Genomic DNA, 24,588 nt, shown 5'->3' with positions numbered 1-24,588 from the left:
CATTGTCCGCGATGCATCGCACGTCGATCCATGCAACCGCTGGCTTTGCCCCTTCACCCCGTCCGATCCCGCCGCTATCCGCATGCATTGGCGCGGTGCAAGCGCCGACGACAGGACAGGATGCCCTTGACGCGTAGCAAAGGACGCCCGCGCGGCGTGACGATCATCGACGTGGCCAAACAGGCCGGTGTCTCGCCCATGACCGTGTCGCGCGTCATCAACGGCGACGCGGGCGTGCGCGACGAGGTTCGTGCGCATGTCCGCGACGTGATCGCCCAACTCAACTACACGCCCAATCTGATGGCGCGCAGCCTGGTGACGTCGCGCGAAATTCGGATCGGCGTCATCTATTCCAACCCTAGCGCCGCCTTCATGAGCGAGTTGCTGGTCGGCGTGTTCGAGGAAGCCTCGACCCGCGCGGCACAGCTTTTCCTGTTGAAGGGCGAACAGGGCCGTCCGCCGACGCGCGAAGCAATCCAGGGGCTGATCGCACAGCGGATCGCCGGGCTGATCCTGGCGCCGCCGCTGGGCGAATCGAGCTTCGTGCGCGAGATCATCCGCGAGGCCGGTTTGCCGCTGGCCGTCGTCGGCGGCGTCGCGCCTGATGCCATCTGCGTGTGGATCGACAATGCCCGTGCCGCCTATGACATGACACGCCATCTGATCGGGTTGGGACACCGGCGCATCGGCTTCGTCCATGGCAATCCCGACCAGACCGCCAGTATCGAGCGTCTCACCGGTTTCCGGCGAGCCATCGCCGAGGAGGACGGGCTGGAGACGCAGGTCGTCCAGGGCGATTATAGCTATGCCTCCGGTCTGCGCGCGGGCGAGGAACTGCTGGGCAGCGAAAGGCCGCCGACCGCCATCTTCGCCAGCAACGACGATATGGCGGCGGCGGTCGTCTCGGTCGCGCACCGCCGCCACCTGGACGTGCCGGGCGATCTGACCGTGGCTGGATTCGACGACAGCACCGCTGCGACGACATTGTGGCCGCCGCTTACCACCATTCACCAGCCGGTCCGGCAATTGGCGACGGTGGCGTTGCATATGCTGATCCAGGAAATTCGCGGCAGCGTTCCGGCTTCCGAAGGCCGGCACCGCGTGACCGTGCTGGACCATCAGTTGATCGAACGCGACTCCACCGCCCCGCCCCGGCCTTGAACGATCAGTCCGCCCCCGACACGGGCCGGGGCGGAGCGCGAAGATGTTGTCCACGACCTAGCGCGCCGAGGCCGTCACACCGGCTTCGCTCTGAACCACCGGCTTCATCGTTCCATCCGGATTATAATGGAGCCGTTCCACCGTCACTGCGCGCCGCCCGATAGCCCCGCTCTGATCGCCGATCGCGAGATTGGCGTTATGCAAAAACAGGTAGGACTTGCCTTTGAAGTCGGCGATGCCGGGATGGATGGTGAAGCTGTACTTGCCCGATCCGGTCAATAGCCCACGATAGGTCCATGGCCCTTTCAGCGATGGCGCGGTGGCGTAGGAGATATGCTCGTCACGCTGCGTCGTCCGATCGAGCGAGGCATAGGTCAGGTAATAAAGCTTCCCCCGCTTGTGGAGCCAGGGCCCCTCCTCGAAGTGCGGCGGCGTGATCTCGGTGATCGGGCCGTCGATCTCGATCATATTGGGCTTCAGCTTGGCGATATAGCATTGCCGGTTGCCCCAGGCGATCCATGTCGTGCCGTCATCATCGGTCAATACGGTCGGGTCGATGTCTTCCCAGCTATGCGTCCCCTTGGGCGTCATCTCGTTGGTGATCAGCGCGGAGCCCTTGGCATCGACAAAGGGGCCTGTCGGCGTGTCGGACACGGCGACCGCGATCGCCTTGCCCGGATGACTGTCGTCATGCTCGACCGCGGCGTAGAACCAGTATTTGCCGTTCTTGTGGATGGTCTGGCTGGCCCAGGCGTCCTTCTTCGCCCATTTGAAATCACGCACGTTCATGATGGGCCCGTGCCGCGTCCAGTTCCGCATGTCGGTGGTCGAATAGACCAGCCATTCCTTCATGTTGAACATCTCGTCCCGCTGCGCCTCGTCATGCCCGACATAGAGGTACAGCCGGTCCCCCACGACCAGGGGCGCGGGGTCGGCGGTGAACGCGTCGCGGATGATCGGATTCGATCCCGGCACGGCGGAGGGCGTATCCGCCGCCATGCCCACCACCGGCAAGGCGGCCAGCAGCACCGCTCCGATCATCCGTTCCATCATCACCACATCCCCCCTCAAAAGTTGAACCGCACGCCGGCCCGATACACGCGACCGAGCACGTCATAGAGCGCCGGGTTCACGAAATAGGGCGACCGCGCCGGATCGCGATTGAACACATTATCGACCTTGAAATAAGCGGTTACCGCCTTGGTCACGTTATAGGTGCCGCCCACGTCGAAATAGAAGGCGCCGGGGATGAAATTATTGTCGATCGTCGGCCGATTGGCGGTCGAGGCGGGGCAGCCGGTGGTGCATTCGATATATTGATTGCCCAGCTTGCCGTCGCTGAACCAGCGCTCCTGCAGCAGCAATGACCAGTCGTCGGTGGCATAGGTCTGCACCGCCAGCCACTTCCACTTCGGCGTGCTGCCGATATTCACGCCCGCCGTGTCGTTGGGGATCGTATTGGGCAGGCCGGTATCGGTGATGAAGCGCCGGATATTGGTCGCCAGCGCCCGCAGCGTCAGGCTGCCCGGCAGGCCCAGCGGATTGCGCCAGCGATAGCTCGCCTCGATGTCGAAACCATCGGTCAGGATCGACGCCAGGTTGAAAGACTGGACGTTGATATAATTTGGCCCATTGGGGTTGTTCAGGTTGAACACACCGCAGGTCTCCGGCGCGATGTTCAGATAGCACAGGTTGACGATGTCCTGCGCGCCCAGGCTGGAGATGACGTCGGTGATCTTGATCTTGTAATAGTCGACCGACAGGCTGAGCCCCGGGATCGCCTGCGAGTTGGAGAAGGCGATGCCCAGCGTCGTGTTGCGCGCGATTTCGGGCGTCAGGTTGACGTTGCCGATGGTATTCTGAAGCGCCAGCACGTTGACGTTGTTGAAGGGGTCGAAAAAGCCCGGCAGCGTGGTCGTGACCGGCGCCGCGAACAGTTCCGACAGATTGGGCGCGCGCACGTCGCGAGAGGTCACGCCGCGAATGCGCAGGCCGTCGACCGGCAGGTCCCAGGTGCCGCCGATCTTCCAGGCCCACACGGTGCCCGACGTACTGTAATCGGTAACGCGCACCGCGCCGTTAATGTTGGCGCGCCCGCCGGCCTCCGAGTTGATGATCGGCAGGTCGGCCTCGATAAAGGCCTCCTTCACGCTATAGGCACCGCTGCCATTCTTGTAGTTGCCCGCATACCAGTTGTTGCCATCGGCCAGCAGGACCGGGTCGGCGGGATAGGCAGCGTTGGCGGGCGTATTCGCAAAGCCCGCGCCATATGGGTCGGCCCGCACGCGGTAATATTCGTGGCGGAACTCGCCGCCGAACGCGATCGACACCGGTCCTGCCCAGGACGAGAAGGGCGAGCCCGAGAAGTTCAGGCTGATCACGTCCTGCGTCTGGCGCGTCCGCTGATAGGGTCCGTATTGCGGCATGATATAACTCATTGCCGCGGCCGACGGATTACCGCCGAAGATATTGAGCGGCTGACACCCGTTGGCGCGCGCAGTCGCATCGGCGCAGACGATCGCCCCGTTCAGCGTGGTCGCGTTGATCGCCTGGTTGAAGCGGCGCGACAGCATGATGTTGCTGACGTCCACATCCGTATAGTTGGTGCCGTGCTCGTAATACATGTCGTAGGACCAGTCGGAACCGAGCACCGGTTCCCGCCCCTTGGCCCCCGCGACGAAACGGTACTGGCGACGGTCGGTATAGACCTGGGTATTGCCCAGCGCGGCGTTGCTGGTGCCGTATTGGAAATTGGTGATGCCCGCCGTGGCGCAAGCCGCCTTGACCAGCGCGGGGACATAAGGATTGGCGCACTGGATGGTCAGGTTGGGGCGGTTCTGCCCGCCGACCGGCTGGTTGTTGGTCTTGACCTGGCCGATATTGATCGTGCCGTAAATCTCGCCGTTGGGCGCGAAGTCATAGCCGATCCGGCCATAGCCGTTCACGCGCTGAATCTTGGATTGCAACGAGCGGCCCGCATCCACATTACCCGACAGGTCACCACCCTGGCAAAAACCGGGGAGACATCCGCTGACATTGCCCGCCGCGTCCCGTACGGGCACGCCGTTCGATCCATACTGGAACTGAAACGGATTGCCCGACTGGTCAAAGGCGATGCCCTGAAGCGGCCCGGCGGTGATCAGGCCATATTTGGTGTAGTTGTACGCCTGCGCATAGTCGCGGAACAGATATTGCGGCGATCCGTCGTTCAACACGTTGCGGTTGATCAGCGTGGACTGGCGGAACCAGTCGCGCCCGCCCGCCAGGCCGATGCCGAACTGACCGCCCCCGACGCCTTCCTCATGCGCATATTCGGTGCTGGCGATCACATGCAGGCTATCGTTGAGCAGGCTGGTACCGCCCGCCAGCTGGACCAGCACTTGTTCATCATCGCCATAGGTGGTCAGGCCACCCTGGACATTGCCCTTGATCCCCTTGAACCGGGTATCGGTGATGAAGTTGACGACGCCGCCGACCGCGTCCGAACCATAGGAGGCCGAGGCACCGCCATTGACCACGTCGACCCGCTTGATCAGCAGTTGCGGAAACAGGCTGATGTCGGGAACGCCGGTGACGTTCGCGCCGACCACCCGCTGGCCATCGAGCAGCGTCAGGGTTCGGATCGCGCCCACACCCCGGAGCGAGAAGGAGCTAAGCCCCTGCTGACCGCTCGACGTGCTGAAGGTGTTGGTCGCGGTGCCGGTCGAGCCCTGAAGCGAGGGCAACTGCGCGACCGTGGTGAAGATGTTCGGTTGCGCATTGGCGGCGATCTGCTCCTCGCCGATCACGGTCGTCGGGGTCGGCGCAGTGAACCCACCGGTCGTGATTCGCGAGCCCGTGACGATGATGTCGCGCGCATTGGTATCGCCGACCTGGTCGTCCGGCGCAACCGTGTCGACCGATGCCCCCGGCGTGGCCGCCTGATCGGTCTGAGCCGCCTGGTTCGGTGGCACCTGAGCCCAGGCCGGCGTCGCGACCGTCGCCACCGCCAGAACCACCAAGCTTGCCGCGCCAAGAGTGCGCCGACGCACGGTGCGGCTATGCGATCCCGTCATCATCTCAAACCTCTCCCTTTTCGTCCCGTTTTATCTGGTAACGTTACCACCGTCATTTCGCGTTTCGGCGCGCAAGTCAATGCCTTGTGTCGATTGCAAAACTTGTGTCGCGGCGATGGCGTGCCGAAATGCGCCGGATCGAGCCTATGGGGCGGGACCAGCGATCGCTACGTCAAAGGGTGAAATATAGCGCCGTGACGATGACGGCGATCATCGGGAGGCCGGTGCGCAAATACGGAGAGTCTATATGGCCCGATCAACCGAGGGACGGAGTCCCCCAAAACCGGTTAATCTCCGGCGCAATCCGCGCAACGTCCCCGAACCTCGATCACCGGACGCTCGGGGCTGAACCCCGCCCCGCGTGCCGCATCGCGCACCGCACCGGTCAGCCGGTCGTCGTCGATATGGGTGGTCTGCCCGCATTTGTCGCAGACCAGGAAGATGCAGTCGTGCATGCAGTCTGGATGCGCATTGGCGACATAGGCATTGGCGCTCTCGACCCGGCGCGCAAGATTGGCACCGACGAACAGGTCGAGGATGCGATAGACGCTGTTTGCGGCGACGCGCCGACCTTGCGTCTTCGACATGGCATCGGCGATGTCATAGGCGGAGGCGGGCTTTTCGAAGCCGGCCAGCGCTGTGAAGACGCTGGCGCGCATGGCCGTCCATTGTTCGCCAGCCCGCTCCAGCGTCGCCTTCGCCGCGTCGGCAAGATCGGCCCCGACGGGCTCGTGATGGTTATGCATGTGCGCCATGATCGAGATTTAGGCTTTGCCGGTCGGTGGAGCAAGGTCCCCGGCGCGTCGCGACGGGGCATTCGGTCCACTATCGCCGCGACGCTCAGGCCATTATGACGATGCGATGCTGCAACCGAGCCCCGCTTTCATGATCACCGCCCGTCCCCGAGCCCTCGCCCGCTGGCTGTTCGCGGTGGCCGGTCTGATCGTTGCCATGGTCGTGGTCGGCGGGATCACCCGCCTGACCAATAGCGGCCTGTCGATCACAGAGTGGAAGCCGATCACCGGCATCGTGCCCCCGCTGACCGAGGCGCAGTGGCAGGCCGAGTTCGACAATTACAAGCGCATCCCCGAATATTGGACCTTCAACCGCGACATGACGCTGGGCGGGTTCAAGGCGATCTTCTTCTGGGAATATCTCCACCGGGTGCTGGGGCGGGTGATCGGCATGGCCTTCGCCCTGCCGCTGATCTGGTTCTGGGCCCGAAAGGCCATTCCCGTCGGCTACAAGCCGCGCCTCGTCGCGCTGCTCGCGCTGGGCGGACTACAAGGAGCGATCGGCTGGTGGATGGTCGCCTCCGGCCTCGTCGAGCGTACCGATGTCAGCCATATCCGCCTGACGGTCCATCTGCTTACCGCGTTGCTCATCCTTGCCGGGATCATATGGACCGGGCTGGACCTGAAGGCCCTTCACCGCGATCGGCTGTCGGCCCCCGCCAGGTTGACCGCACCGGGGTCCGCCGCGCTCCTGCTGCTGTTCGTGCAGTTGATGTTCGGCGCGCTGACCGCCGGACTGGACGCGGGCTATGCCTTTTCGAGCTGGCCGCTGATGGGGGACGCCTGGTTCCCGGCGGGCACGCCGATGATGAGCCCCGCCATCGCCAACGCTTTCGACAATCCCGTGGTTGTGCAGTTCATCCATCGCTGGTTCGCCTTCGCGGCGGCGGCGGGACTGTTGTGGCTGGCCGTCCGCGCGATCCGGGCGGGGGGCTTGCACGCCGGTTGGCTGGTGGTCGCGCTGGTCGTCACCCAGATCGGACTGGGCATCGCGACCTTGCTCAGCGGCGTGCAGATCGACATCGCGGTCGCGCACCAGGCCAATGCCGCCCTGCTGCTGATCGCCGCGACCGCCGCCGCACACCGGCTCGGAAGCAGCACGCGCGCCCTTAAGGCATCATAATACCCGTCAGCAAAGCCGCACTTTGCTTGACATTTTGAGCCACCTTCCGCATTGGACCCTCGTTCGCGCCGCCCCGGTTCAAAGGGCGGCGTGCTGCATTTCAAACCGAAAGGTCTCACGCCCATGAAGGCGCTCATGAAGACCACCAAGGCGGCCAAGCCGCACGAGGTGGAGAAGAAGTGGCATATCGTCGACGCCGACGGCCTGGTTGTCGGCCGCGCCGCCACCATCATCGCGAACATCCTGCGCGGCAAGCACAAGCCGTCGTTCACCCCGCATGTCGATTGCGGTGACAATGTCATCGTCATCAACGCGGACAAGGTGCGCTTCACCGGCAACAAGCTGGGCCAGAAGGTGTATTACAAGCACACCGGTTATGCCGGTGGTATCAAGGGCATCACCGCCGCCAAGGTCCTGGAAGGCCGCTTCCCCGAGCGCGTCCTGGAAAAGGCCGTCGAGCGCATGATCCCCCGTGGTCCGCTGGGCCGTCAGCAGATGCGCAACCTGCGCATCTTCGCCGGCACCGAGCATCCGCATGCCGCGCAGAACCCCGAAGTGCTCGACATTGCGAGCATGAACCGCAAGAACAAGGTGGGCGCATAATGTCCGATAACCGCCAGTCGCTCGCCGATCTCGGCGCCGCCCTGAACCAGCAGGCCGCTGCCGCTCCGGCGCAGACCGCCGCCGCCGGTGAAGCCCCCGCCGCTCCCGCCGAGCGCGTCAGCACCACCCCGCTGCGTCAGCAGGAACTGGACAAGTTTGGCCGCGCCTATGCGACCGGCCGTCGTAAGGACGCCGTCGCTCGCGTCTGGCTGAAGCCGGGTTCGGGCAAGATCACGATCAACGGTCGTGACCAGGAAGTCTATTTCGCGCGTCCGACGCTGCGTCTCGTCATCAACCAGGTGTTCGGCATCACCGAGCGCGAAGGTCAGTATGACGTGATCTGCACCGTCAAGGGCGGCGGTCTGTCGGGTCAGGCCGGTGCGGTCAAGCACGGCATCAGCCAGGCGCTGACCAAGTATGAGCCCGTTCTGCGCGCTCCGGTCAAGGCCGCTGGCTTCCTGACCCGCGACAGCCGCGCCGTCGAGCGTAAGAAGTATGGCCGCGCCAAGGCGCGTCGCAGCTTCCAGTTCTCGAAGCGCTAAGATGCGGGCGTGCTGGGATGGCCATGGCCGTCCCAGCATTCGCCACGTCGGGCGGCAGGAACGGCAACGCCGTTCATCTCCGACGGCGTGGCGCTCGGCCTTTTTGCCGAAAGGGCGGTCCGGCAACGGGCCGCTCTTTTCGTTTCAGCGTCCCACCCTTCACCCCAGGCCCGGTCAACCAATAGGCGAGAGCTGCCATGTCCAACCCGCTATGGATCCCCGCCACGGTGGCAGCCGCAACCTTTCAGGTTGGCCGCAATGCCCTGCAGCGTGGGGTCATGTCGTCATCGGGACCATGGGGTGCGACGCTGGTCCGTTTCCTGTTCGGCCTGCCCTTCTCCCTAATGTTCGTCGCCATCGCCCATATCTTCACGCCGGGCGCCGGGCTTCGATGGACCGGCGTCTTCTGGCTGTCGGCGATCGTAGGCGCGACGGCGCAGGTATTGGCGACGGCGGCGCTGCTCGATGCCATGCGCCGGTCGGGCTTTGCGGTCGGCACGGCGCTCCAGCAAAGTTCCTTGCCGCTTGCCGCGTTGCTCGGCCTGCTCGTCTACCACGACCGGATTAGCGCGATGGCATGGGTCGGTGTCGCCATCACCACCGTCGGGCTGGTCGCGTTATCCTGGCCCCCGGCCGATCAGCGTCGCGCCTCGCTGGTCGGTGCGGCGATGGGGTTGACCTCCGGTCTATTCTTCGGCTTCTCGCTCAACGCGTTCCGCCATGCGGCGCTGGCGCTGGAGCCCACACATCCGGTCTTCGCCGCGCTCGTTTGCGTTGCCGTCGTGCAGGCGATGCAGACCTTGGGGCTCAGCCTGATCCTCGCCTGGCGTGATCCGGCTACGCTGGTCGAGGTGCTGCGCCGCTGGCGGCCCTCGCTCGGGGCGGGACTGTGCGGGGCCTGTGCCTCGGCAGGCTGGTTCGTGGCGCTCGCCCTCTCCCCGGCCGCGCCGGTCAGGGCACTGGGAATCATCGAGGCCCCGATCGCCGCCATGGCGGGACATCGGCTTTTCCGCGAGGCCTTGGGCGTTCGGCAAACTCTGTCGGGTCTGGCGATCGTCGGGGGCGTGTTGCTGACGACGCTTCTCTGACGCTAAGCGACCGGCATTCGGTTTGGCCGGGATGTCACGCGCCCTTCACGGCCAAGCCATCCAGACTATCGCAAGCTACGCTTCGCATTCGCCGAACCCTGTCAGTCCTCGCGACGGCAACGGCGTATGTCGGAGGAGTTTCGTGCCATGCCCGCTCGTCGGCTAATCTGCTTGCTCCCTTTGCTGGCTGCGACCGCCGCCGCTTCGCCCCCGCGGCCCATCGCACTGTCTCGCCCCTTCGGCCTCAAGCCGGGATGGCAACTTCTGGTGGCGCAGGGGCCGGACGTTCCGGACCCGTTCGGCGATGCGACCGCCAAGGCACCGGGCAAGATCCATCTCTGCATCACCCGCGATGACGGGAAAAGCTGCCGCCCTTCGCTAGACGCCATATTGGCTCGGCCGGGGCTAAATGCGCTTTACGAAACCATTCATTATCTCGACGACGCGCGCATCGTACGTCCGCGCGCCGATCGCCCCCTGCTGTGGGTGCAGGCCGCAAGCCTGCGCGGCGGCAATGGCGATCAGGTGATCGGGACGATGGCACTGGCCTATGACCGTGCGGGCCAGCGGTTCGTGCCCGTCTATGCCTTCAACACCGGCCGCAACAACAATCAGGAGGTCCGCTACATGGAAAGCGGGCCGTTGCGCGGTGCGATCATTTCCGCCCAGCCGACGTCCAATGCGCCCTTCGGCTTCTGGATCACACTGAACCGCCTGGCCCATTCGGGCCGCTATGCTCCGATATTACGGTATCGCAGCGCGACCCGTTATGGCGACGGTAATCCATTGCCCGCGATCGATTCGGATATGCCCGAGCTTTTGCGTCGGCTGGACCTTTGGAAGCCCGGCACACCGCCGCCCCACCCCGACCATTGCCGCACGCCTCACTTGGTCAAGGGAGCGCTTTGGTGCGGTGCCACTTGACCTTACCCCGTCCGCGTCTCGACAGTAGCGAAGCGACAAAGCCACCTGTCGCAGGGGAGCGCACCATGCCCCCAACGTCGATCGTCGCCAATGACTGAAAGCCGGTGGGACGTTCCCCGGGGCGGACGGGCAGGGACCGACCGGGGCTTCGGACTGGCCCGACCGATCAGAGCCGGACGATGGCCGTGGCGATCCGTTCGGCTTCCTCGGGATCGTGCGTGACCATCAGGATCGGGATGCCGGTCCGGTCACGCACCGCCACCAGCGCATCGAGTATTTCGCCCCGCCGCGCGCGGTCGAGCGACGATAGAGGCTCGTCGAGCAACAGGACACGGGGGTTGCTGAGCAGGGCGCGGCCGATCGCCACCCGCCGCGCTTCGCCCCCGACAGGCTGCGCGGCCAGCGATCGAGCAGATGGCCGATGCCCAGCATCGCGATGATGCCCCCCCAATCCCCGCCGCCCCCCTGCATGCGGGAACGCAGATTGGCCGCAACCCGCATATGCGGAAACAGGCGCGGCTCCTGAAAGACATAGCCGATACGGCGGCGCTCGGGCTTGACGTCGATACGGGCATCAGCGTCGAACAGCGTCTCGCCAGCGACGCGGACATGACCCGCCTCGGGGCGCAGCAACCCCGCGACCATTTGAAGAATGCTGGTCTTGCCCACACCCGACGGCCCGAACAATATCGTCGCACCGGGGCCGGTGACGAAGCTGCCCCCGATCCGGCTGTCCCCACGCCGTACCGTGACATCGACGTCAAAGGACATGCAGCCCCCGTCCCATCCGGCGTGCCAGCCATTCGGATGTCACCAGCGCGATCAGCGACAGCAGGACTGACACGGTGGCCAGACGCCAGACCATCGCCTCTCCGCCGGGGCGTTGCAGGGCGGAGTAGATGGCGAGCGGCAGTGTGGCCGTTTCGCCGGGCACATTGGACACGAAGGTGATCGTCGCGCCAAACTCGCCGATCGATCGCGCAAAACCCAGGACCAGTCCCGCCAACAGGCCTGGCGCACAGAGCGGCAGCGTGATGGTGGCAAAGACACGGGCACGCCCCGCCCCCAGCGTCCGTGCGGCCTGCTCCAGACGGGGATCAACCGCTTCGATCGATAGCCGTATCGCGCGCACGACCAGCGGCAGCGCCATCACCGCGGCAGCGATCGCGGCCCCGGTCCAGCGGAACAACACGCTGACCCCGAACCACTCGCTCAGCCAACGACCGATCGGCCCGTCCGGGCCAAAGGCGAGCAGCAACACCCAGCCCGTGACGACCGGTGGCACGACCAGAGGAAGATGGACGATCCCGTCAAGAAGAACGCGCCCCGGAAACCGTCCCCGTGCCAGCAGCCACGCCAGGGCAAAGGCGATCGGCAGGGTAACCAGCATCGCGCTGCCGCCGACCAGCAGCGACAACCGAACGATCCCCCATTCCTCCGCCGACAGCATCAAGCCGTCATCGCGTCGAAAAGCCATAGCGGCGGAAGATCGCCTTGCCGTTCGCCGACAGCAGGAACCGGCGAAACCCCTCGGCTTCGGGGTTACTCGACGCCTTCAACCGGGCGAGCGGATAGGTGATCGGAGGATGGCTCGCCGCCGGGAACAGACCGACGACATGGACGCGCGGCGACGCCTTGGCATCGGTCGAATAGACGATGCCGTACGGGGCTGCCCCCCGCTCGACCAGCGCGAGCGCGGCACGGACATTTTCCGCGCGCACGACATGCGAGGCGACCGCATTCCACGCGCCAAGCTTTTCGAGGGCGGCCTTGCCATATTTGCCTGCCGGAACGCTGTCGGTGTCGGCCATGGCCAGCGGTCCGGCGGACAAGGTCCTGCCCAGCGTCCGCGTCGTCACCTGCCCGCCCTTGCCGACCGGCGCGATGACGACGAGGCGATTGCCCAGAAAGGCACTGCGGGTCCTGTCCGCAAGCAGACCGTCCTTCTGGAGGACGTCCATCCATTCTTCGTCGGCGGAGGCGAACAGATCGGCCTTGCCGCCCGCCTGCACTTGTCGCGCCAGCGCGGAAGAGGCGGCGAAAGAGATGACCGGACGCGGATGGCCGCGCTTCGCCCAGGCATCGGCAGCGGCAGTCATCGATTCCTGCAAGCTGGCCGCGGCGAGAACCAGCGGAGCGCGATCCTGAGCGGCGGCTGACGCCGACAGGAGCAAAGCGCCGACCAGCGCGACGGATCGAAATACCATCATTGGCGTCCCCTTATTGTGCCTTGATGGCCATATAAGGCTGTAACGCACAAGGAACGATTCTTTCCCGTCGCACGAAGCCGAAAGCCGGCTTTCTTCGATCCTCCCCAGCCAAGCCTGGGGAGGATTTGAGGTCAGGCCTCATCGCCCATGCGCAGCGCCGCGATAAAGGCTTCCTGCGGGATGCTGACCGAGCCGTACTCGCGCATCTTCGCCTTACCCTTTTTCTGCTTTTCCAGCAGCTTACGCTTACGAGTTGCGTCGCCGCCATAGCATTTCGCGGTCACGTCCTTGCGCATGGCGGAAATCGTCTCGCGCGCGATCACCTTGCCGCCGATCGCGGCCTGGATCGGGATCTTGAACAGATGGCGCGGGATGAGTTCCTTTAGCCGCTCGCACATGCCGCGCCCGCGCGTCTCGGCGGTCCCACGGTGGACGATCATCGACAGCGCGTCGACCGGCTCCTCGTTGACGAGGATGCTCATTTTGACGAGGTCGCCCTCCCGATAGCCGATCTGGTGATAGTCGAAGCTGGCATAGCCCTTCGACAGCGACTTCAGCCGATCATAGAAGTCGAACACGACTTCATTGAGCGGCAGTTCATAGGTCGCCTGCGCACGGCCGCCTACATAGGTCAGGTTCTTCTGGATACCACGCCGGTCCTGGCACAGCTTCAGGATCGAACCGAGATATTCATCGGGGACATAGATGGTCGCCTCGATCCATGGCTCGCTGATCGACTCGATCTTGTTCGGATCGGGCATATCGGCGGGGTTGTGCAGGTCGATCTGCCCGCCGCCATGGGTTAGCTCGATCTGGTACACCACCGACGGCGCGGTGGTGATGAGGTCGAGATCATATTCACGCGTCAGCCGCTCTTGGATGATCTCCAGATGGAGAAGCCCAAGGAAGCCGCAGCGGAAGCCGAAGCCGAGCGCCGCCGACGTCTCCATCTCAAAGCTGAACGACGCATCGTTGAGACGCAGCTTGCTGATCGACTCGCGCAGCTTCTCGAAATCGTTGGCGTCGACCGGGAAGAGGCCGCAGAACACGACCGGCTGAACTTCCTTGAAGCCCGGCAGCGCCTGCTCGGTCGGCTTCTTGGCGTCGGTCAGCGTGTCGCCGACGCGCGCCTGCGCCACGTCCTTGATCTGCGCGGTGATGAAGCCGATCTCGCCGACGCCCAGCTCGGTCAGCTGCTCGATCTTCGGGCGGAAACAACCGACGCGGTCGATCAGGTGGGTGGTGCCCGCCTGCATGAACTTGATCTGCTGGCCCCTTTTCAGCGTGCCTTCCATCACGCGGACCAAGATGACAACGCCCAGATAGGGATCGTACCAGCTATCGACCAGCATCGCCTTCAATGGCGCGGTCGCGTCCCCCTTGGGCGCAGGGATGTTCTTGACGATCGCTTCCAGAATGTCGCCGATGCCGATGCCAGACTTGGCGCTGGCCAGCACCGCACCCGACGCGTCGATGCCGATCACATCCTCGATCTCGGCGCGGACCTTTTCGGGTTCGGCGGCGGGCAGGTCGATCTTGTTGATGACGGGCACGATTTCATGGTCATGCTCGATCGACTGATAGACGTTGGCCAGCGTCTGCGCCTCGACACCCTGAGCGGCGTCGACGACCAGCAGCGCGCCTTCGCACGCCGCCAGCGACCGGCTGACCTCATAGGCGAAGTCGACATGGCCCGGCGTGTCCATCAGGTTCAGCGTATAGGTTTCGCCGTCCTGCGCCTTATACGCCAGGCGCACGGTCTGCGCCTTGATGGTGATGCCGCGTTCCTTCTCGATCTCCATATTGTCGAGAACCTGTTCGCTCATCTCCCGGTCGGTCAGGCCGCCGGTGAACTGGATCAGGCGATCGGCAAGTGTCGACTTGCCATGGTCGATATGCGCGATGATAGAGAAATTGCGAATCTTGTCGAGCGGCGTGGTCATAGTCCCGCAGCGCCTAGCCTGTCCTGAGCCGGAGTGCTAGACGCCAGCGGCGAGGATGCAGATACATCAAGCCCACATCCCGCTGAACATATGGTCTGCCGGGGGGCATACCATGTCCAAATTCGTCTTTGTCGCCACCGTCGCGAGCCCCAGCCCAATCGCCGCGAACCCTGTCGGCGCCCAGAACTTCGCGAAACCGACCAGCGGCCAGCGCCTTGAGGAAGCCACCGCCAGCGACGTACCCGATTGCGCCCGCAAACCGGGTACGCTTTCGATCGTCGATGCTGACACATCCAGCGTGACCGGTGCGTGGAACCTCGCGCCACCGTCGAAGCTGCTCAAGGTCCCTGTGCAACGTTCGGGCTGCGGGGGTTTCTTTGCGGTCGCTGGCGCGGTGGGTCGCAGCTATGACAACACCGATATCGGCCGGATCGTGACCCTGTCGCCCATCCAGGCTTATTCGAAGCTGGTGAGCGGTGTGGGTCTCGTCACCTTGGGTGCCGCGGGTACGGCAGAGGCAGCGCCCGCCAAGAGGTTTGCGCCCCAGGGAGAGGTCGCCCCCTGTCGGGGCTGTTCCTCCTTCGGCAGGGGATGGCGATGCAGAAAACTGCCGTTTCCACTCGACTGTTAATCGGGTGCCCTTAGAGCGGTTTCATGTCCGGCGCGGATTGCTGGGTCATCCAAACCAAAAACGCTTTGCCCACAGGCGTCATGGCCAAGCTGGCATCGTCTCCTTCTCTCTCGACGGTGACGTCTTCGGCAGTCAAAAAGGCGAGCCAATTGTCAAATGTATAGGACGGTGCCGGCGCCGGAGAGACAGCATGCTCTTTCCAGAAAGATATCACCTGAGCTTTGGTCATGCGTGCCACCAGATTGAGCTGCTTTAGTAGGGCGATCTGTGAGCCGAAAATCCAACGATAGTGCTGTTCATGGCGGACGACCATCTGGAACATCGCCGCAAGGCGAAGCGCCCACGCTAATTTTTGTTCGATCGACAGGGCTTGCTCGTCAACAGCCTCGAGAAACCGCTTCACCAGGAAGCAGAAGAGGGTCGTAGGGAGGTATAGGGGGGTACAGTGAGAATTCGGCCGCTCTCCCCGCCAGCGGTCGGCTGATCGATCGCCGGAAGCTCCACCTCAGCTCCCCACATCGACACCTTATTCACCCTGCCGATGACGCCCCACATCGCTTCCCGGAACAGTAAGGCAATGCCGAACGCGGCCCCAGGCCAAGCCACGCCTTAAGCGCGTCAACCCCGACCTTCGAGAACGCCAACGCTGTTGGCCAGTCAACTCCCATGCCGCCCCCGTTCGATTACGATCACTAATCCTGCATCGCGGAGGGGGTTGTAGCCAGAGCGAAAATACGAGGAGACTAGTTCAATGCAGGACTTGGCGCCGACTGAACAAACCGTGGACGAACGGTGGTACGCTTTTCGACACACCGGACTGACACCGGAATAAGCAACACGGCGGCTGCCGTTGCGGGACCTCCTTTCGGAGATGATTACAAGTACATGTAAATGGTCGGGGAGAGAGGATTCGAACCTCCGGCCCCTGCCTCCCGAAGGCAGTGCTCTACCAGGCTGAGCTACTCCCCGACTAGAGAGTACGGACCGTTTTCGAAGCCTTTCGGGAAGGCCGATCCGTGCTGGAGGCGCGCCAATAGCCAGCGGTTCGGACAGGCGCAAGCAGTTTTTTATCTGTCGGTTTAATTATTACAGATTGCGCCCCATCCGCCCCGCCAGATCGACCACATATTGCCACGCAACCCGCCCCGAACGGCTGCCCCGCCGCGTCGCCCAGTTGACCGCTTCCGCGCCATCGAACGGCAGGTCGTAGCGTTCGGCATAGGCCCGCACGATCGCCAGATAGCCGTCCTGGTCCAGCATATGGAAACCCAGGCTCAGACCAAAGCGATCGGACAGCGCCATCTGATCGTCGATAACATCGCGCGGATTGATCGCGCTGTCCTGCTCGCTGAGGTCGCGGGGCAGGAGATGGCGACGGTTCGACGTGACCAGCAGGCGGACATGCGCGGGCCGCGCCTCCGCCCCGCCATCGAGCAATGAGCGCAGCGTCCGCGCCTCGCTGGCCCCATCGAAGCCCAGATCGTCGATGAAGACGGCGAAAGCGCGCTTCACCCCCTCCAGCATGGCGAACAGGTCCGGCAGGCTGTCGAGCATGTCGACCGATACCAGCGCGAGCCTTCCGGCCCTCTGTTCCTGAACGGCCGCCACGCTGGCCTTGACCAGCGCCGATTTGCCGGTGCCCCTCGCCCCCCAGAGCAGCACGTCCTGCGCCGCGTGACCCTCGGCTAGCCGCTCCAGATTGGCGATCAGGGCCTCCCTCTGCCGGTCCAGTCCCTGAAGCAGCGCCAAGGGCACCGGCGAAAAGCTGCGCGCGGCGTGCAGCACGCCGCCCCGCCACAAATAGGCCGGGTGCGCGAGCGGATCGGCAGAGGGCTGCGGCGGGGGAGCAAGGCGTTCGAGCGCGGCGGCGATGCGCTCCAGCGCATGGGGGGCGGGGTCGATCATGGCGTGGCTGTAAGGCGCGCCCCAGCGCCTGCCAAGCACCACCGGTCCGTAGCATTTCCGGCCCGGATTGCGTCGCCGTCTTCCCTCGGGCGGAAAGCGGTTTAAAGCGCGGCGCGGTGCTTCAGGATCACGGGATCGCCGGGTGCCAGGGCCAGCGCCTTGTCGAACAACTGTCGCGCCCCCGCCTCTTCACCATCGGCGGCCAACGCCATGCCATAGGCATCCGCCACCGCCGCGTTCATCGGCGCCAACCGGTAGGCGGCCGTCGCGTAACGACGCGCCACTACACCGTCCCCACTTTCGGCATAGGCGATGGCCAGATCGTGCAGCAGCGCGACGTCGGCCGGACCAAGCCGGGTCCGCAGCGCCTCCAGCGTTTCGATCGCATCGTCCCATTGTCCCGCCGCCATCTGCCAAGTGGCCAACAAGCGTCGGGCAGGTACGCTTTGCGGATTCTGCGAAAGGTACAAGCCCAAGGCCGTGGCCGCCGCGCGCGGCTGGCCGATCCGCTGATAGCCGTCGATCAGCCGAAGCATCGCGGGTTCGTCGAAGGTGAGATTGGCCGCACGGGCATAGGGACCGACCGCTTCGATCATACGTCCCGTCACGGCGAGCATGTCACCATAGGCGATCTGCGCGACCGGTGCACCGGGACTGGCGCGGACAAGGGCCTGCGCCGTCCGGATGGCTGCGGCCCGATCGCCCTGGCTGGCCAGCCCCCGGATCAGGCCGAGCACATAGGTCGGATCGGTCGGAGACTCGGCGGCCGCCAGCGCGAGGTCGCCGACGGGGCGATCGGCGCGGAAGATGGCGGCATCGCCCCGCTGAGCGCTGGCGATGCGATCGTTCAGTCCTGCGGCCTCCCCCGGCTGCGCAATGGCGGCGAGGCGAAGCGCATAACCGTCCGCATCAGCCCGTGACAAAATCGGGCGCAGCGTCGCCAGCGCCGCCGCCCGGTCGCCGGACCCGATCTGCGCCAAAGCCAGCAATCGCCGCGCGGTGACGTTCATCGGCTGCATAGCGACCAGCCGCGCCCAGGCGCGAACGGCTCGCTGTGGTCGGCCCTGGGCATAGGCCAATGCGCCCTCCAGCAGCACGACCGACGGCCGGGCCGCCAGCGCTCCGTCGGTGAGTTGGAGCGCCTGCTGCGCCAGTGCGTAGAGGCCCACTCGAGCGGCGATCACCGCCTGGAGATAGAGTGCTTCGGGGCTGCCGGGCTCCGAGACCAAGGCCATCCGCGTCGCGGCCAGCGCGTCCGAGGCGCGGCCCAGATCACCCAGCGTCGCGGCATATTGGATCAAAGCGGGGTGATAATAGGCGTCACGCGCCAAGGCTGCCTCGAACCATGGCAAAGCCGCCGACAGGCCGTAGCGAGCCCGGACGACCTCCCCTTGCAAGGTCAGCGCGGCGGGATCGGCCGGAACCAGCGCCACCGCCCGAGTTGCTGCCTGCGTCGCGCCCTCCATATCGCCCGCTCCGAAGCGGCTACGCCCCAAATCGGTCCAGCCCCGAGCATCCCGAGGAAAGCGAGCGACCAGTTGCTCCAGGCTGGAGCGTAGCGCGCCGCCTCCACTGCCCTGGACCGCACGAAGTTGCGCGGCAACCCGCATCATCGCGGCGTCGCGTTCGCGCGGCATATGACCGATCGCATCCTGCGCGCCCGCCACATTGCCGAGCAGCAGCCTCGCCTCGGCGCGATAGGCCAGCGTATCAATCTGTGGCACGCCATCGGCCAGCGCACGGTCGAGCGCGGCCTCCGCCGTCACCCCCTGACCCAGCAATAGGCTGGTCCTGGCGAGCATCATCTGCGCCTGACCCGATTGCGGGGCGGCCTTGGCGGCTTCCCGCGCCTGGTCATGGGCGGCGTGATAATTCCCCGCCTCAAGCGCGATCGTCGCACGTCGCAGCGCCACAACGGGGTCGACGCTCGGGCTGCCGCTATACAATAGGGTCAGCAGCCCCGCGATCGCCAATGCGATAACCGCCAGCACCGCGACGATCCTGATCCGCCGCCGAATCGAGCGCCGACGCCAGATACGACGTTTGCGGCGCAGCATCGGATAGGGATGCGATCGCCGCCGTTCGCGCCCGGTATAGGGCTCCTTCGCGCTATCCGGCACGCCTAGCGCGCACCCGTCGGCCAAAGGATCACGCGCAGCGTCTGCAACAGGATCAACGCGTCCAGAAAGGGCGAATAATTCTTGGCGTAATACAGGTCATATTCCAGCTTGTGCCGCGCATCGTCGATCGATGCGCCATAGGGATAGTTGAGCTGCGCCCAGCCGGTGATCCCCGGCTTCACCATATGCCGTTCTGCGTAAAAGGGAATGTCCCGCTCCAATTGCTCGACGAACTGGGGGCGTTCGGGGCGCGGGCCGACGAAGCTCATCTCCCCCATCAGCACCGACCAGATCTGCGGCAATTCATCGATCCGCACCTTTCGGATGAACCGGCCGATCCGGGTGATGCGGGGATCATCCTTTTCCGCCCAGACGGCATGTCCCGCCACTTCCGCATCCTGCCGCATCGACCGAAGCTTTAGAATGTCGAAGGGCTCGTTGAAAAGGCCGATCCGACGCTGCCGGTAAAAGGCCGGCCCGCGCGATTCGAGCCGGATCGCAATCGCGGTGATCAGGATGACGGGCAGCGCGAAGACCAGCAGGATCAGGCTGACCGAGATGTCGAAGGCGCGCTTGAACATCGCCGACCACATCCGGCCCGAGGCAAAGCCTTCGGAAAAGATCAGCCAGCTATGGCTGACCGAGGCGAGATCGATCCGCCCCGTCTGCCGCTCCAGAAAGCTCGATAGCTCACAGACTTGCACGCCGGTCGTGCGAACGCGCAGCAAATCCTGATAGGGCAAGGCGTTGCGCCGCTCCTGCAGGGCGAGCACGACCTCGCTTGCTTCCCGGTCGAGGACAAACTGTCGCAAGTTGGGAATGTCAGCGCGGGGAATGGCACCCGCGACCGCCGTCTCCGCCGCGTTCATCGCGATAGCCCCCGCCACCAGGAAGTTGGTCCCCGGCTGCCCCGCCAATGTCATGATCGCAGCGGCACGCTCGCCCGCGCCCATCAGGATCACCCGACGCTTGAACCGATCCCCCCCCAGGATCCGCCCCATCAGCGCCCGCTCCAAGACCAGCAGTACGACCGCTAGGATCATCGAAAAGAACAGGCTGGACCGCCAATAGGACAGGCTGGGGAAGAAAAAGAATATGAGCGACAAGAAGATGACCCCCATCGACACCGCGACCATCAGCCGGGCCGCGGCGAAACGCAGGGACAGGAAGGACGCCGCCGCATAGCCCCCCACCGCCAGCAACGCGATCTGCAAGGGGATGGCGAAGCTCAACACCTGAGGCAACCGTTCGGCCAGCGATCCCGGAGGATATCCGATCTGTCGTGCCCGGATCAGCCAACCCAGTTCCGCCGCCGCCATCAGCAGCACGAAATCGACGAGCCCGAGCAACAGGGCCGCATGGGGGACATAATGTTTGAACAGGCGGATCATCTATCTGGCGATCGTCCCCATGCGTCGCTTCGCGCAACCGTCCATAATTTTTGCAACAAATGACAAACGAAACGTGAAGAAACACGTTGTGGCATGTAATAAGGCGACCGTACGACCCGCTTGCGGGGGTCTTATGGCATTTTGAAGGGGCATTCATGAATAATCAGATCGTGCCGGTGATCCTTTCTGGCGGGTCCGGCACCCGTCTCTGGCCGATGTCCAAGCCAGAGATGCCCAAGCAGCTTCTCTCGCTCACGTCCGACGAAACCATGTTGCAGCTAACGGCGCAGCGGACCAACTCCAATGACTTCGCCGCGCCCATCGTTGTCGCCGGGCAGCGTCATGCCGATCTGGTCGAGCAGCAACTGGTGGACGCCGGAACCGCCCCGCAAGTGCTGATCCTAGAACCCATGGCCCGGAACACGGCACCCGCCATCGCCCTCGCCGCATTGGCCGCGAAGCCCGAAGAGGTGCTGCTGGTCATGCCCTCGGACCATGTGATCGCCGATCTCGACGCCTTCCATGCCGCGATCCGATCGGCCCTGCCCATGGTGTCGCAAGGCTGGCTTGCGACGTTCGGCATTGCGCCGGACAAGCCAGAGACCGGCTATGGCTATATCCAGGTGGGTCGGGAAATCGCAAAGGGCGTGCACCAAGTCGCCCGCTTCGTCGAAAAGCCCCGGCTGGAGCGGGCCGAAGCCATGCTGGCGCGTGGCGATTATGCCTGGAATGGCGGAATCTTCCTGTTTCGCGCCGATCGCTATCTGGAAGAACTGGGTCAGCATGCACCGGAAATGCTGGTCGCCGCCGAAAAGGCGATGCGCGCCGCGCGACATGAGGGCAAGCGCCTGTTCCCCGACGAGGGCGAATTCGCCGCCTGCCCGTCGGACTCGATCGACTATGCGGTGATGGAGCGAGCGGAGCGCGTAGCGGTCGTCCCCGTCGCCATGGGGTGGAACGACGTCGGAAGCTGGGATGCGCTTCACGCGATCAGCGAACTCGACATGTTCGGCAACACCCATCGGGGCGAGGTTCTGGCGATCGACACGCGCAACTGCCTGATCCGCACCGACCGCGTCCGGGTGGCGGCCGTCGATGTCGAGGATCTGATCGTGGTGGCGAGCGGCGACGATGTGCTGATCCTGCCGCGCGGTCGCAGCCAGGATGTCAAGAAGCTGATCGAGGCGATGAAACGCTAAGCCAAGCAAGAGCCGGGCGGGCCCGATCCCACCCGGCTCAGCCGATTTGCTGGTCGAGCAGCGCCAGGATTTCAGCGATCGTGGTCGGCTCTATGCCATGCCGGACCAGCCGCTCGAACACCGAATCCCACCAGCGGTCGAACATCGCCCTATCGCGCGCATCGCGAACATAGGGCGTGTGCCCCGGCTCCAGCGTCGGCGAATGAAAGGAAAAGGTCAGCAGGCGTATGCCATTCTCCACCGCTTGGTCGATCGCCGCCAGGGCATCCCTGATACCCACGCCCTCCGGCGTGAGGGGGATGCGAGACAGCAACCCCAGCCGGGCCAACATCCCCCGTCCATGCGGCACCCGACCCGCTTTCGGATAAAGCGTCGCACCCCGACGACGGAGAAGCCCGGCATAGACGCTGGTTAGCGGCAATTCGATCATTCCGTCGCGGCGAAAGCCATGCGAGTCGATGGCGCTGAAATCCATGCCGCCGCCCTCGCCATAATCGTGCAGGGCACGCATCGAACTATCGACACGATAACCCCGCGCGGCCAACAGCGACAATGACGAGGGACCCAGGCCATAACGCCCCGAGCGGAACATGCGCGGTCGCTGTCCGAACGCGTGGGCGATGGCATCGGTCAGGCAATCGAGCTTCGCCGCCTCCAGCGTGCAGGGCAGATTGCCCGCGTGGCTGGTAAAGGGATCCACGACCTCCTGATGTGGGGGCGTGACCCAGGCGTGAAGTTGCGCCCCGATCTCGGACCGCCCGTCCTCGAGACATTCGGACAGGATGGCGACTGCCGCCGGATCGACCACCACCGGATAATCGACCAGGCAATGGAGCCCGACCCCGGCGGCGGCAAAGCGTCGGTGCGCGGGGCCGAAGGCGCGCATCGCGCTTGTCGAACGGTGACGGGGATCGAGCGGGGCGGACCAGTCGAACTCCTCCTCGACATCGACCGAGACAAGAAAGCGGCGACCGAAGCTCTCGGGCCAGTCGATCCGCTCGGCCGCGTCGACCGCGTCGGGCCGCCAGGGACGAGCGGCCACCCCCATGCTCACCGGGTCGCCGCCTGCCCCGCTCGCTGATCGTCGCCCAGCGGCAACGCCAGGACGACCCGGTGCAAGCCGATGGTCAGGCCACCGCCCATTTCGGCCCCCAGCTTGTCGATCAGTCGTAGCGAAAAGCCCGTGCCCAACAACGGCGCGCCGTCCCGCTGTTCGTCATCGCCCGCCTCGCTGAGCAGGGCCGCCTCAGTCTCCACCGTCAACGAGAGCGGGCGATCGATCCGCAGAGTCGCCATGCCCTGTTCCACCGACAGGCTGGCGGCCAGACGCTCACCGACCACGCAGTTGGACAGCAGAACGGAAAAGAGCCGCGTGACCAAGCGTTCGCTGGCCCGGTCGTCCGCCATGGCGACGATGGAAATGGCGGGCGGTTCAAAGCGGATTTCGGCACGACGAAGCTCAGCCAGCGGCCGAAGCTCGGCCAGTACGCGCTGGATCAGTGGAGCAAGCGGTACCGATGTAGCGCGCAGTTCCAGAACCCGCCCCTCGATCCGTGCCGCCGTATCAAGATCCTCGACCGAGGCGAGAAGATCGGCCGCCATCGACCGGATCGCACTCGCACGGTCGCGATAGACGGGCGCGACCGGACCCAGCAACTCGCTTTCGATCAATTCGGCGAAGCCCGCCACCGCATTGGCCGGGGTCCGCAGTTCATGGACCAGTTGGCGAAGCGAATCCGAAGAAGAGGCCTCCGCTTCGCTCGCCGCCTCGCGAACATTGGCGATCTCATCGCGGCGTGGCCGTCGCCCACTTCCGCGATAGCCGAGGAAAACGCCCGATGCCGGATCGAAATAGGGCATGGCCGACACTCGCCATGATCCCGATGCTTCGGAGATGCCGCCAATCTCCAGTCGCGCGTCTCGGAACGGCGAACGTCGACGAAACGCCCCCATCGCCACGCCATCGAAGCGGGCCAGCCCCTGCATAGCGGTATCCGCGATACTGACCCCCACCAGCGGGCCCCGCGCGACACCGGCCACGCCCAGGATCAGGCCATGGGCATCGGTCTCGAAATCGAAATGTGCTGGCCCTGCGTCGCCACGGGGGGCACCGGAGGCTTCTTCGCGCCGCTGGTTGAAGGCATCGATCCGGGCGACCAGATCGGCGATTTCGTAACGCGGCGGGGCGGTTGGCACCTCGGCATGGCGGAGCGCCTCCGCCATGAACGGCAATCCACGCGCCACTTGGCCCAGCGCGACGAAGGGCGTGGCCGCCTGGGTCGGGACCGGATCGAGCAGGACGGAAAGCGGCAGAGCCTCATCCTCTTCGAACGCGTCATCGGCCAACTGCTCGGGCACCCGATCGTCGGGATCCGCCCGCCCCTGCTGCGTCGGCTCGGGCGGGAGGAGCGAATGATCGTCTGGGGCATCGAATTCGATCGCCGGGGCAGACACCGGCTCGGTGAGATTGGGGAGAACGAAATCGACCGCGCCGAAATTGACCAGCCCGCGCTGCACCGTATCGGACAGATCGCGCCGGTGACGCAGCACCGACCGCGCGCCCGGCGACAGCAGCGGCAGGATCGCCAGCCATTCATCATCGGTCAGCGCCACGCCGCGCAAAATGGGGGCCGCGACGGACAAGTCGTCCTGCACGAAGAAGGATACCAGTGCGGCGGGCGGACGCCCGGCGATCAGGGCGCGCGCGCTGGCGGTACGGACATCTTCAGGTACCGACTCGCGCAACTGGTGCAACCGGGACAGCATCGGCGGATCGGCCGGAACGCGGCCACGCGCCATCAGGTCGACAAGCTGCCGCCAGGCCGTCTGCGCGCCAAAAGGCGAGCCCATATCGGCCGACAGAATCGTCGCCAGGCTATCGTCGAACCGCACTTAGCTC

The 24,588-nt window shown here is 64.9% G+C and carries 20 protein-coding genes, 1 tRNA gene and 1 pseudogene; 8 read left to right on the top strand and 14 right to left on the bottom strand.

Annotated elements, in window-relative coordinates; all coding sequences use genetic code 11:
- Positions 1–120: 120 nt before the first annotated feature.
- On the top strand, positions 121–1,161 hold the full coding sequence (locus ACWPWT_RS16455; protein ID WP_454280588.1) for a LacI family DNA-binding transcriptional regulator: 1,041 nt from the start codon (positions 121–123) through the stop codon (positions 1,159–1,161).
- Positions 1,162–1,218: 57 nt separating this feature from the next.
- On the opposite strand, the gene ACWPWT_RS16450 is transcribed toward ACWPWT_RS16455, so the two are convergent.
- From ACWPWT_RS16450 to ACWPWT_RS16440, 3 genes are all read right to left on the bottom strand, one after another.
- The gene (locus tag ACWPWT_RS16450) at positions 1,219–2,214 is read right to left on the bottom strand and encodes a glycoside hydrolase family 43 protein (RefSeq protein WP_454280989.1); all 996 of its coding nucleotides are present in this window, start codon (positions 2,212–2,214) and stop codon (positions 1,219–1,221) included.
- A 14-nt stretch (positions 2,215–2,228) separates the two neighbouring features.
- Positions 2,229–5,219 carry a TonB-dependent receptor plug domain-containing protein gene (locus tag ACWPWT_RS16445; RefSeq protein ID WP_454280587.1) on the bottom strand — a complete coding sequence of 997 codons (2,991 nt, stop codon included), beginning with the start codon at positions 5,217–5,219 and terminating at the stop codon, positions 2,229–2,231.
- Between the two features lie 284 nt (positions 5,220–5,503).
- A complete protein-coding gene (locus ACWPWT_RS16440; RefSeq protein ID WP_261270588.1) occupies positions 5,504–5,971 on the bottom strand; it encodes a Fur family transcriptional regulator in 468 nt (155 codons plus the stop codon).
- 106 nt (positions 5,972–6,077) lie between these two features.
- On the opposite strand from ACWPWT_RS16440, the gene ACWPWT_RS16435 reads away from it, so the two are divergent.
- From ACWPWT_RS16435 to ACWPWT_RS16415, 5 genes are all read left to right on the top strand, one after another.
- Entirely contained in the window at positions 6,078–7,133 is a 1,056-nt protein-coding gene (locus ACWPWT_RS16435) for a COX15/CtaA family protein (RefSeq protein ID WP_454280586.1), read from the top strand.
- A gap of 123 nt (positions 7,134–7,256) precedes the next feature.
- Complete coding sequence (rplM, locus tag ACWPWT_RS16430; protein ID WP_037568175.1) at positions 7,257–7,736, top strand: 50S ribosomal protein L13; 480 nt, start codon at positions 7,257–7,259, stop codon at positions 7,734–7,736.
- Positions 7,736–8,278, top strand: a complete 543-nt coding sequence (rpsI, locus tag ACWPWT_RS16425; RefSeq protein ID WP_261270590.1) for a 30S ribosomal protein S9 — start codon at positions 7,736–7,738, stop codon at positions 8,276–8,278. Before rplM ends, rpsI begins: the two co-directional genes overlap by 1 nt.
- 197 nt (positions 8,279–8,475) lie before the next feature.
- On the top strand, positions 8,476–9,366 hold the full coding sequence (locus ACWPWT_RS16420; protein ID WP_454280585.1) for an EamA family transporter: 891 nt from the start codon (positions 8,476–8,478) through the stop codon (positions 9,364–9,366).
- A 147-nt stretch (positions 9,367–9,513) separates the two neighbouring features.
- Positions 9,514–10,290 carry a hypothetical protein gene (locus tag ACWPWT_RS16415; protein ID WP_454280584.1) on the top strand — a complete coding sequence of 259 codons (777 nt, stop codon included), beginning with the start codon at positions 9,514–9,516 and terminating at the stop codon, positions 10,288–10,290.
- A gap of 166 nt (positions 10,291–10,456) precedes the next feature.
- Here ACWPWT_RS16415 and ACWPWT_RS16410 read toward each other — a convergent pair.
- The 4 genes and pseudogenes from ACWPWT_RS16410 to lepA all read right to left on the bottom strand — a co-directional run bounded on the left by ACWPWT_RS16410 (position 10,457) and on the right by lepA (position 14,443).
- A pseudogene (locus ACWPWT_RS16410) lies at positions 10,457–11,061 on the bottom strand (ATP-binding cassette domain-containing protein).
- A complete protein-coding gene (gene modB / locus ACWPWT_RS16405) occupies positions 11,051–11,740 on the bottom strand; it encodes a molybdate ABC transporter permease subunit (protein ID WP_454280583.1) in 690 nt (229 codons plus the stop codon). The pseudogene ACWPWT_RS16410 and the gene modB overlap by 11 nt, the downstream one beginning before the upstream one ends.
- Before the next feature lie 7 nt (positions 11,741–11,747).
- On the bottom strand, positions 11,748–12,500 hold the full coding sequence (gene modA, locus ACWPWT_RS16400) for a molybdate ABC transporter substrate-binding protein (protein ID WP_454280582.1): 753 nt from the start codon (positions 12,498–12,500) through the stop codon (positions 11,748–11,750).
- Between the two features lie 131 nt (positions 12,501–12,631).
- Positions 12,632–14,443, bottom strand: a complete 1,812-nt coding sequence (lepA, locus tag ACWPWT_RS16395; RefSeq protein WP_454280581.1) for a translation elongation factor 4 — start codon at positions 14,441–14,443, stop codon at positions 12,632–12,634.
- A gap of 112 nt (positions 14,444–14,555) precedes the next feature.
- On the opposite strand from lepA, the gene ACWPWT_RS16390 reads away from it, so the two are divergent.
- Positions 14,556–15,074: a hypothetical protein gene (locus ACWPWT_RS16390; protein WP_454280580.1), complete on the top strand. Its 519-nt coding sequence runs from the start codon at positions 14,556–14,558 to the stop codon at positions 15,072–15,074.
- A 10-nt stretch (positions 15,075–15,084) separates the two neighbouring features.
- Here ACWPWT_RS16390 and ACWPWT_RS16385 read toward each other — a convergent pair whose 3' ends face one another.
- The 5 genes from ACWPWT_RS16385 to ACWPWT_RS16365 form a co-directional block, all read right to left on the bottom strand.
- Positions 15,085–15,477 carry a hypothetical protein gene (locus ACWPWT_RS16385; protein ID WP_454280579.1) on the bottom strand — a complete coding sequence of 131 codons (393 nt, stop codon included), beginning with the start codon at positions 15,475–15,477 and terminating at the stop codon, positions 15,085–15,087.
- Between the two features lie 489 nt (positions 15,478–15,966).
- Positions 15,967–16,043 (bottom strand) — tRNA-Pro (locus tag ACWPWT_RS16380).
- 117 nt (positions 16,044–16,160) lie between these two features.
- On the bottom strand, positions 16,161–16,979 hold the full coding sequence (locus ACWPWT_RS16375; protein WP_454280578.1) for an ATP-binding protein: 819 nt from the start codon (positions 16,977–16,979) through the stop codon (positions 16,161–16,163).
- Between the two features lie 101 nt (positions 16,980–17,080).
- A complete protein-coding gene (locus ACWPWT_RS16370) occupies positions 17,081–19,099 on the bottom strand; it encodes a tetratricopeptide repeat protein (protein WP_454280577.1) in 2,019 nt (672 codons plus the stop codon).
- A gap of 2 nt (positions 19,100–19,101) precedes the next feature.
- Positions 19,102–20,490 (bottom strand): TIGR03013 family XrtA/PEP-CTERM system glycosyltransferase, encoded by a 1,389-nt coding sequence (locus ACWPWT_RS16365; RefSeq protein WP_454280576.1) that lies wholly within the window; start codon positions 20,488–20,490, stop codon positions 19,102–19,104.
- 155 nt (positions 20,491–20,645) lie between these two features.
- On the opposite strand from ACWPWT_RS16365, the gene ACWPWT_RS16360 reads away from it, so the two are divergent.
- Positions 20,646–21,689: a mannose-1-phosphate guanylyltransferase/mannose-6-phosphate isomerase gene (locus ACWPWT_RS16360; RefSeq protein WP_454280575.1), complete on the top strand. Its 1,044-nt coding sequence runs from the start codon at positions 20,646–20,648 to the stop codon at positions 21,687–21,689.
- Positions 21,690–21,726: 37 nt separating this feature from the next.
- Here ACWPWT_RS16360 and ACWPWT_RS16355 read toward each other — a convergent pair whose 3' ends face one another.
- Together ACWPWT_RS16355 and ACWPWT_RS16350 are read right to left on the bottom strand one after the other, a co-directional pair.
- Positions 21,727–22,731: a polysaccharide deacetylase family protein gene (locus ACWPWT_RS16355; protein WP_454280574.1), complete on the bottom strand. Its 1,005-nt coding sequence runs from the start codon at positions 22,729–22,731 to the stop codon at positions 21,727–21,729.
- Positions 22,732–22,739: 8 nt separating this feature from the next.
- A complete protein-coding gene (locus ACWPWT_RS16350; protein ID WP_454280573.1) occupies positions 22,740–24,581 on the bottom strand; it encodes a sensor histidine kinase in 1,842 nt (613 codons plus the stop codon).
- Positions 24,582–24,588 lie beyond the last annotated feature (7 nt).

This window comes from Sphingomonas sp. Marseille-Q8236, from assembly GCF_965112005.1.
The sequence above is the reverse complement of the archived record's forward strand: the minus strand, read 5'-3'. Positions and strand labels throughout refer to the sequence as shown.

Coding starts and splice junctions, on each gene's coding strand:
- modB (WP_454280583.1), bottom strand. CDS start 11,740: ATGCTGTCGGCGGAGGAATGGGGGATCGTTCGGTTGTCGCTGCTGGTC.
- ACWPWT_RS16440 (WP_261270588.1), bottom strand. CDS start 5,971: ATGGCGCACATGCATAACCATCACGAGCCCGTCGGGGCCGATCTTGCC.
- ACWPWT_RS16390 (WP_454280580.1), top strand. CDS start 14,556: ATGTCCAAATTCGTCTTTGTCGCCACCGTCGCGAGCCCCAGCCCAATC.
- ACWPWT_RS16455 (WP_454280588.1), top strand. CDS start 121: ATGCCCTTGACGCGTAGCAAAGGACGCCCGCGCGGCGTGACGATCATC.
- rplM (WP_037568175.1), top strand. CDS start 7,257: ATGAAGGCGCTCATGAAGACCACCAAGGCGGCCAAGCCGCACGAGGTG.
- ACWPWT_RS16415 (WP_454280584.1), top strand. CDS start 9,514: ATGCCCGCTCGTCGGCTAATCTGCTTGCTCCCTTTGCTGGCTGCGACC.
- ACWPWT_RS16445 (WP_454280587.1), bottom strand. CDS start 5,219: ATGATGACGGGATCGCATAGCCGCACCGTGCGTCGGCGCACTCTTGGC.
- rpsI (WP_261270590.1), top strand. CDS start 7,736: ATGTCCGATAACCGCCAGTCGCTCGCCGATCTCGGCGCCGCCCTGAAC.
- lepA (WP_454280581.1), bottom strand. CDS start 14,443: ATGACCACGCCGCTCGACAAGATTCGCAATTTCTCTATCATCGCGCAT.
- ACWPWT_RS16420 (WP_454280585.1), top strand. CDS start 8,476: ATGTCCAACCCGCTATGGATCCCCGCCACGGTGGCAGCCGCAACCTTT.
- ACWPWT_RS16450 (WP_454280989.1), bottom strand. CDS start 2,214: ATGATGGAACGGATGATCGGAGCGGTGCTGCTGGCCGCCTTGCCGGTG.
- ACWPWT_RS16375 (WP_454280578.1), bottom strand. CDS start 16,979: ATGATCGACCCCGCCCCCCATGCGCTGGAGCGCATCGCCGCCGCGCTC.
- ACWPWT_RS16360 (WP_454280575.1), top strand. CDS start 20,646: ATGAATAATCAGATCGTGCCGGTGATCCTTTCTGGCGGGTCCGGCACC.
- ACWPWT_RS16435 (WP_454280586.1), top strand. CDS start 6,078: ATGCTGCAACCGAGCCCCGCTTTCATGATCACCGCCCGTCCCCGAGCC.
- modA (WP_454280582.1), bottom strand. CDS start 12,500: ATGATGGTATTTCGATCCGTCGCGCTGGTCGGCGCTTTGCTCCTGTCG.
- ACWPWT_RS16365 (WP_454280576.1), bottom strand. CDS start 20,490: ATGATCCGCCTGTTCAAACATTATGTCCCCCATGCGGCCCTGTTGCTC.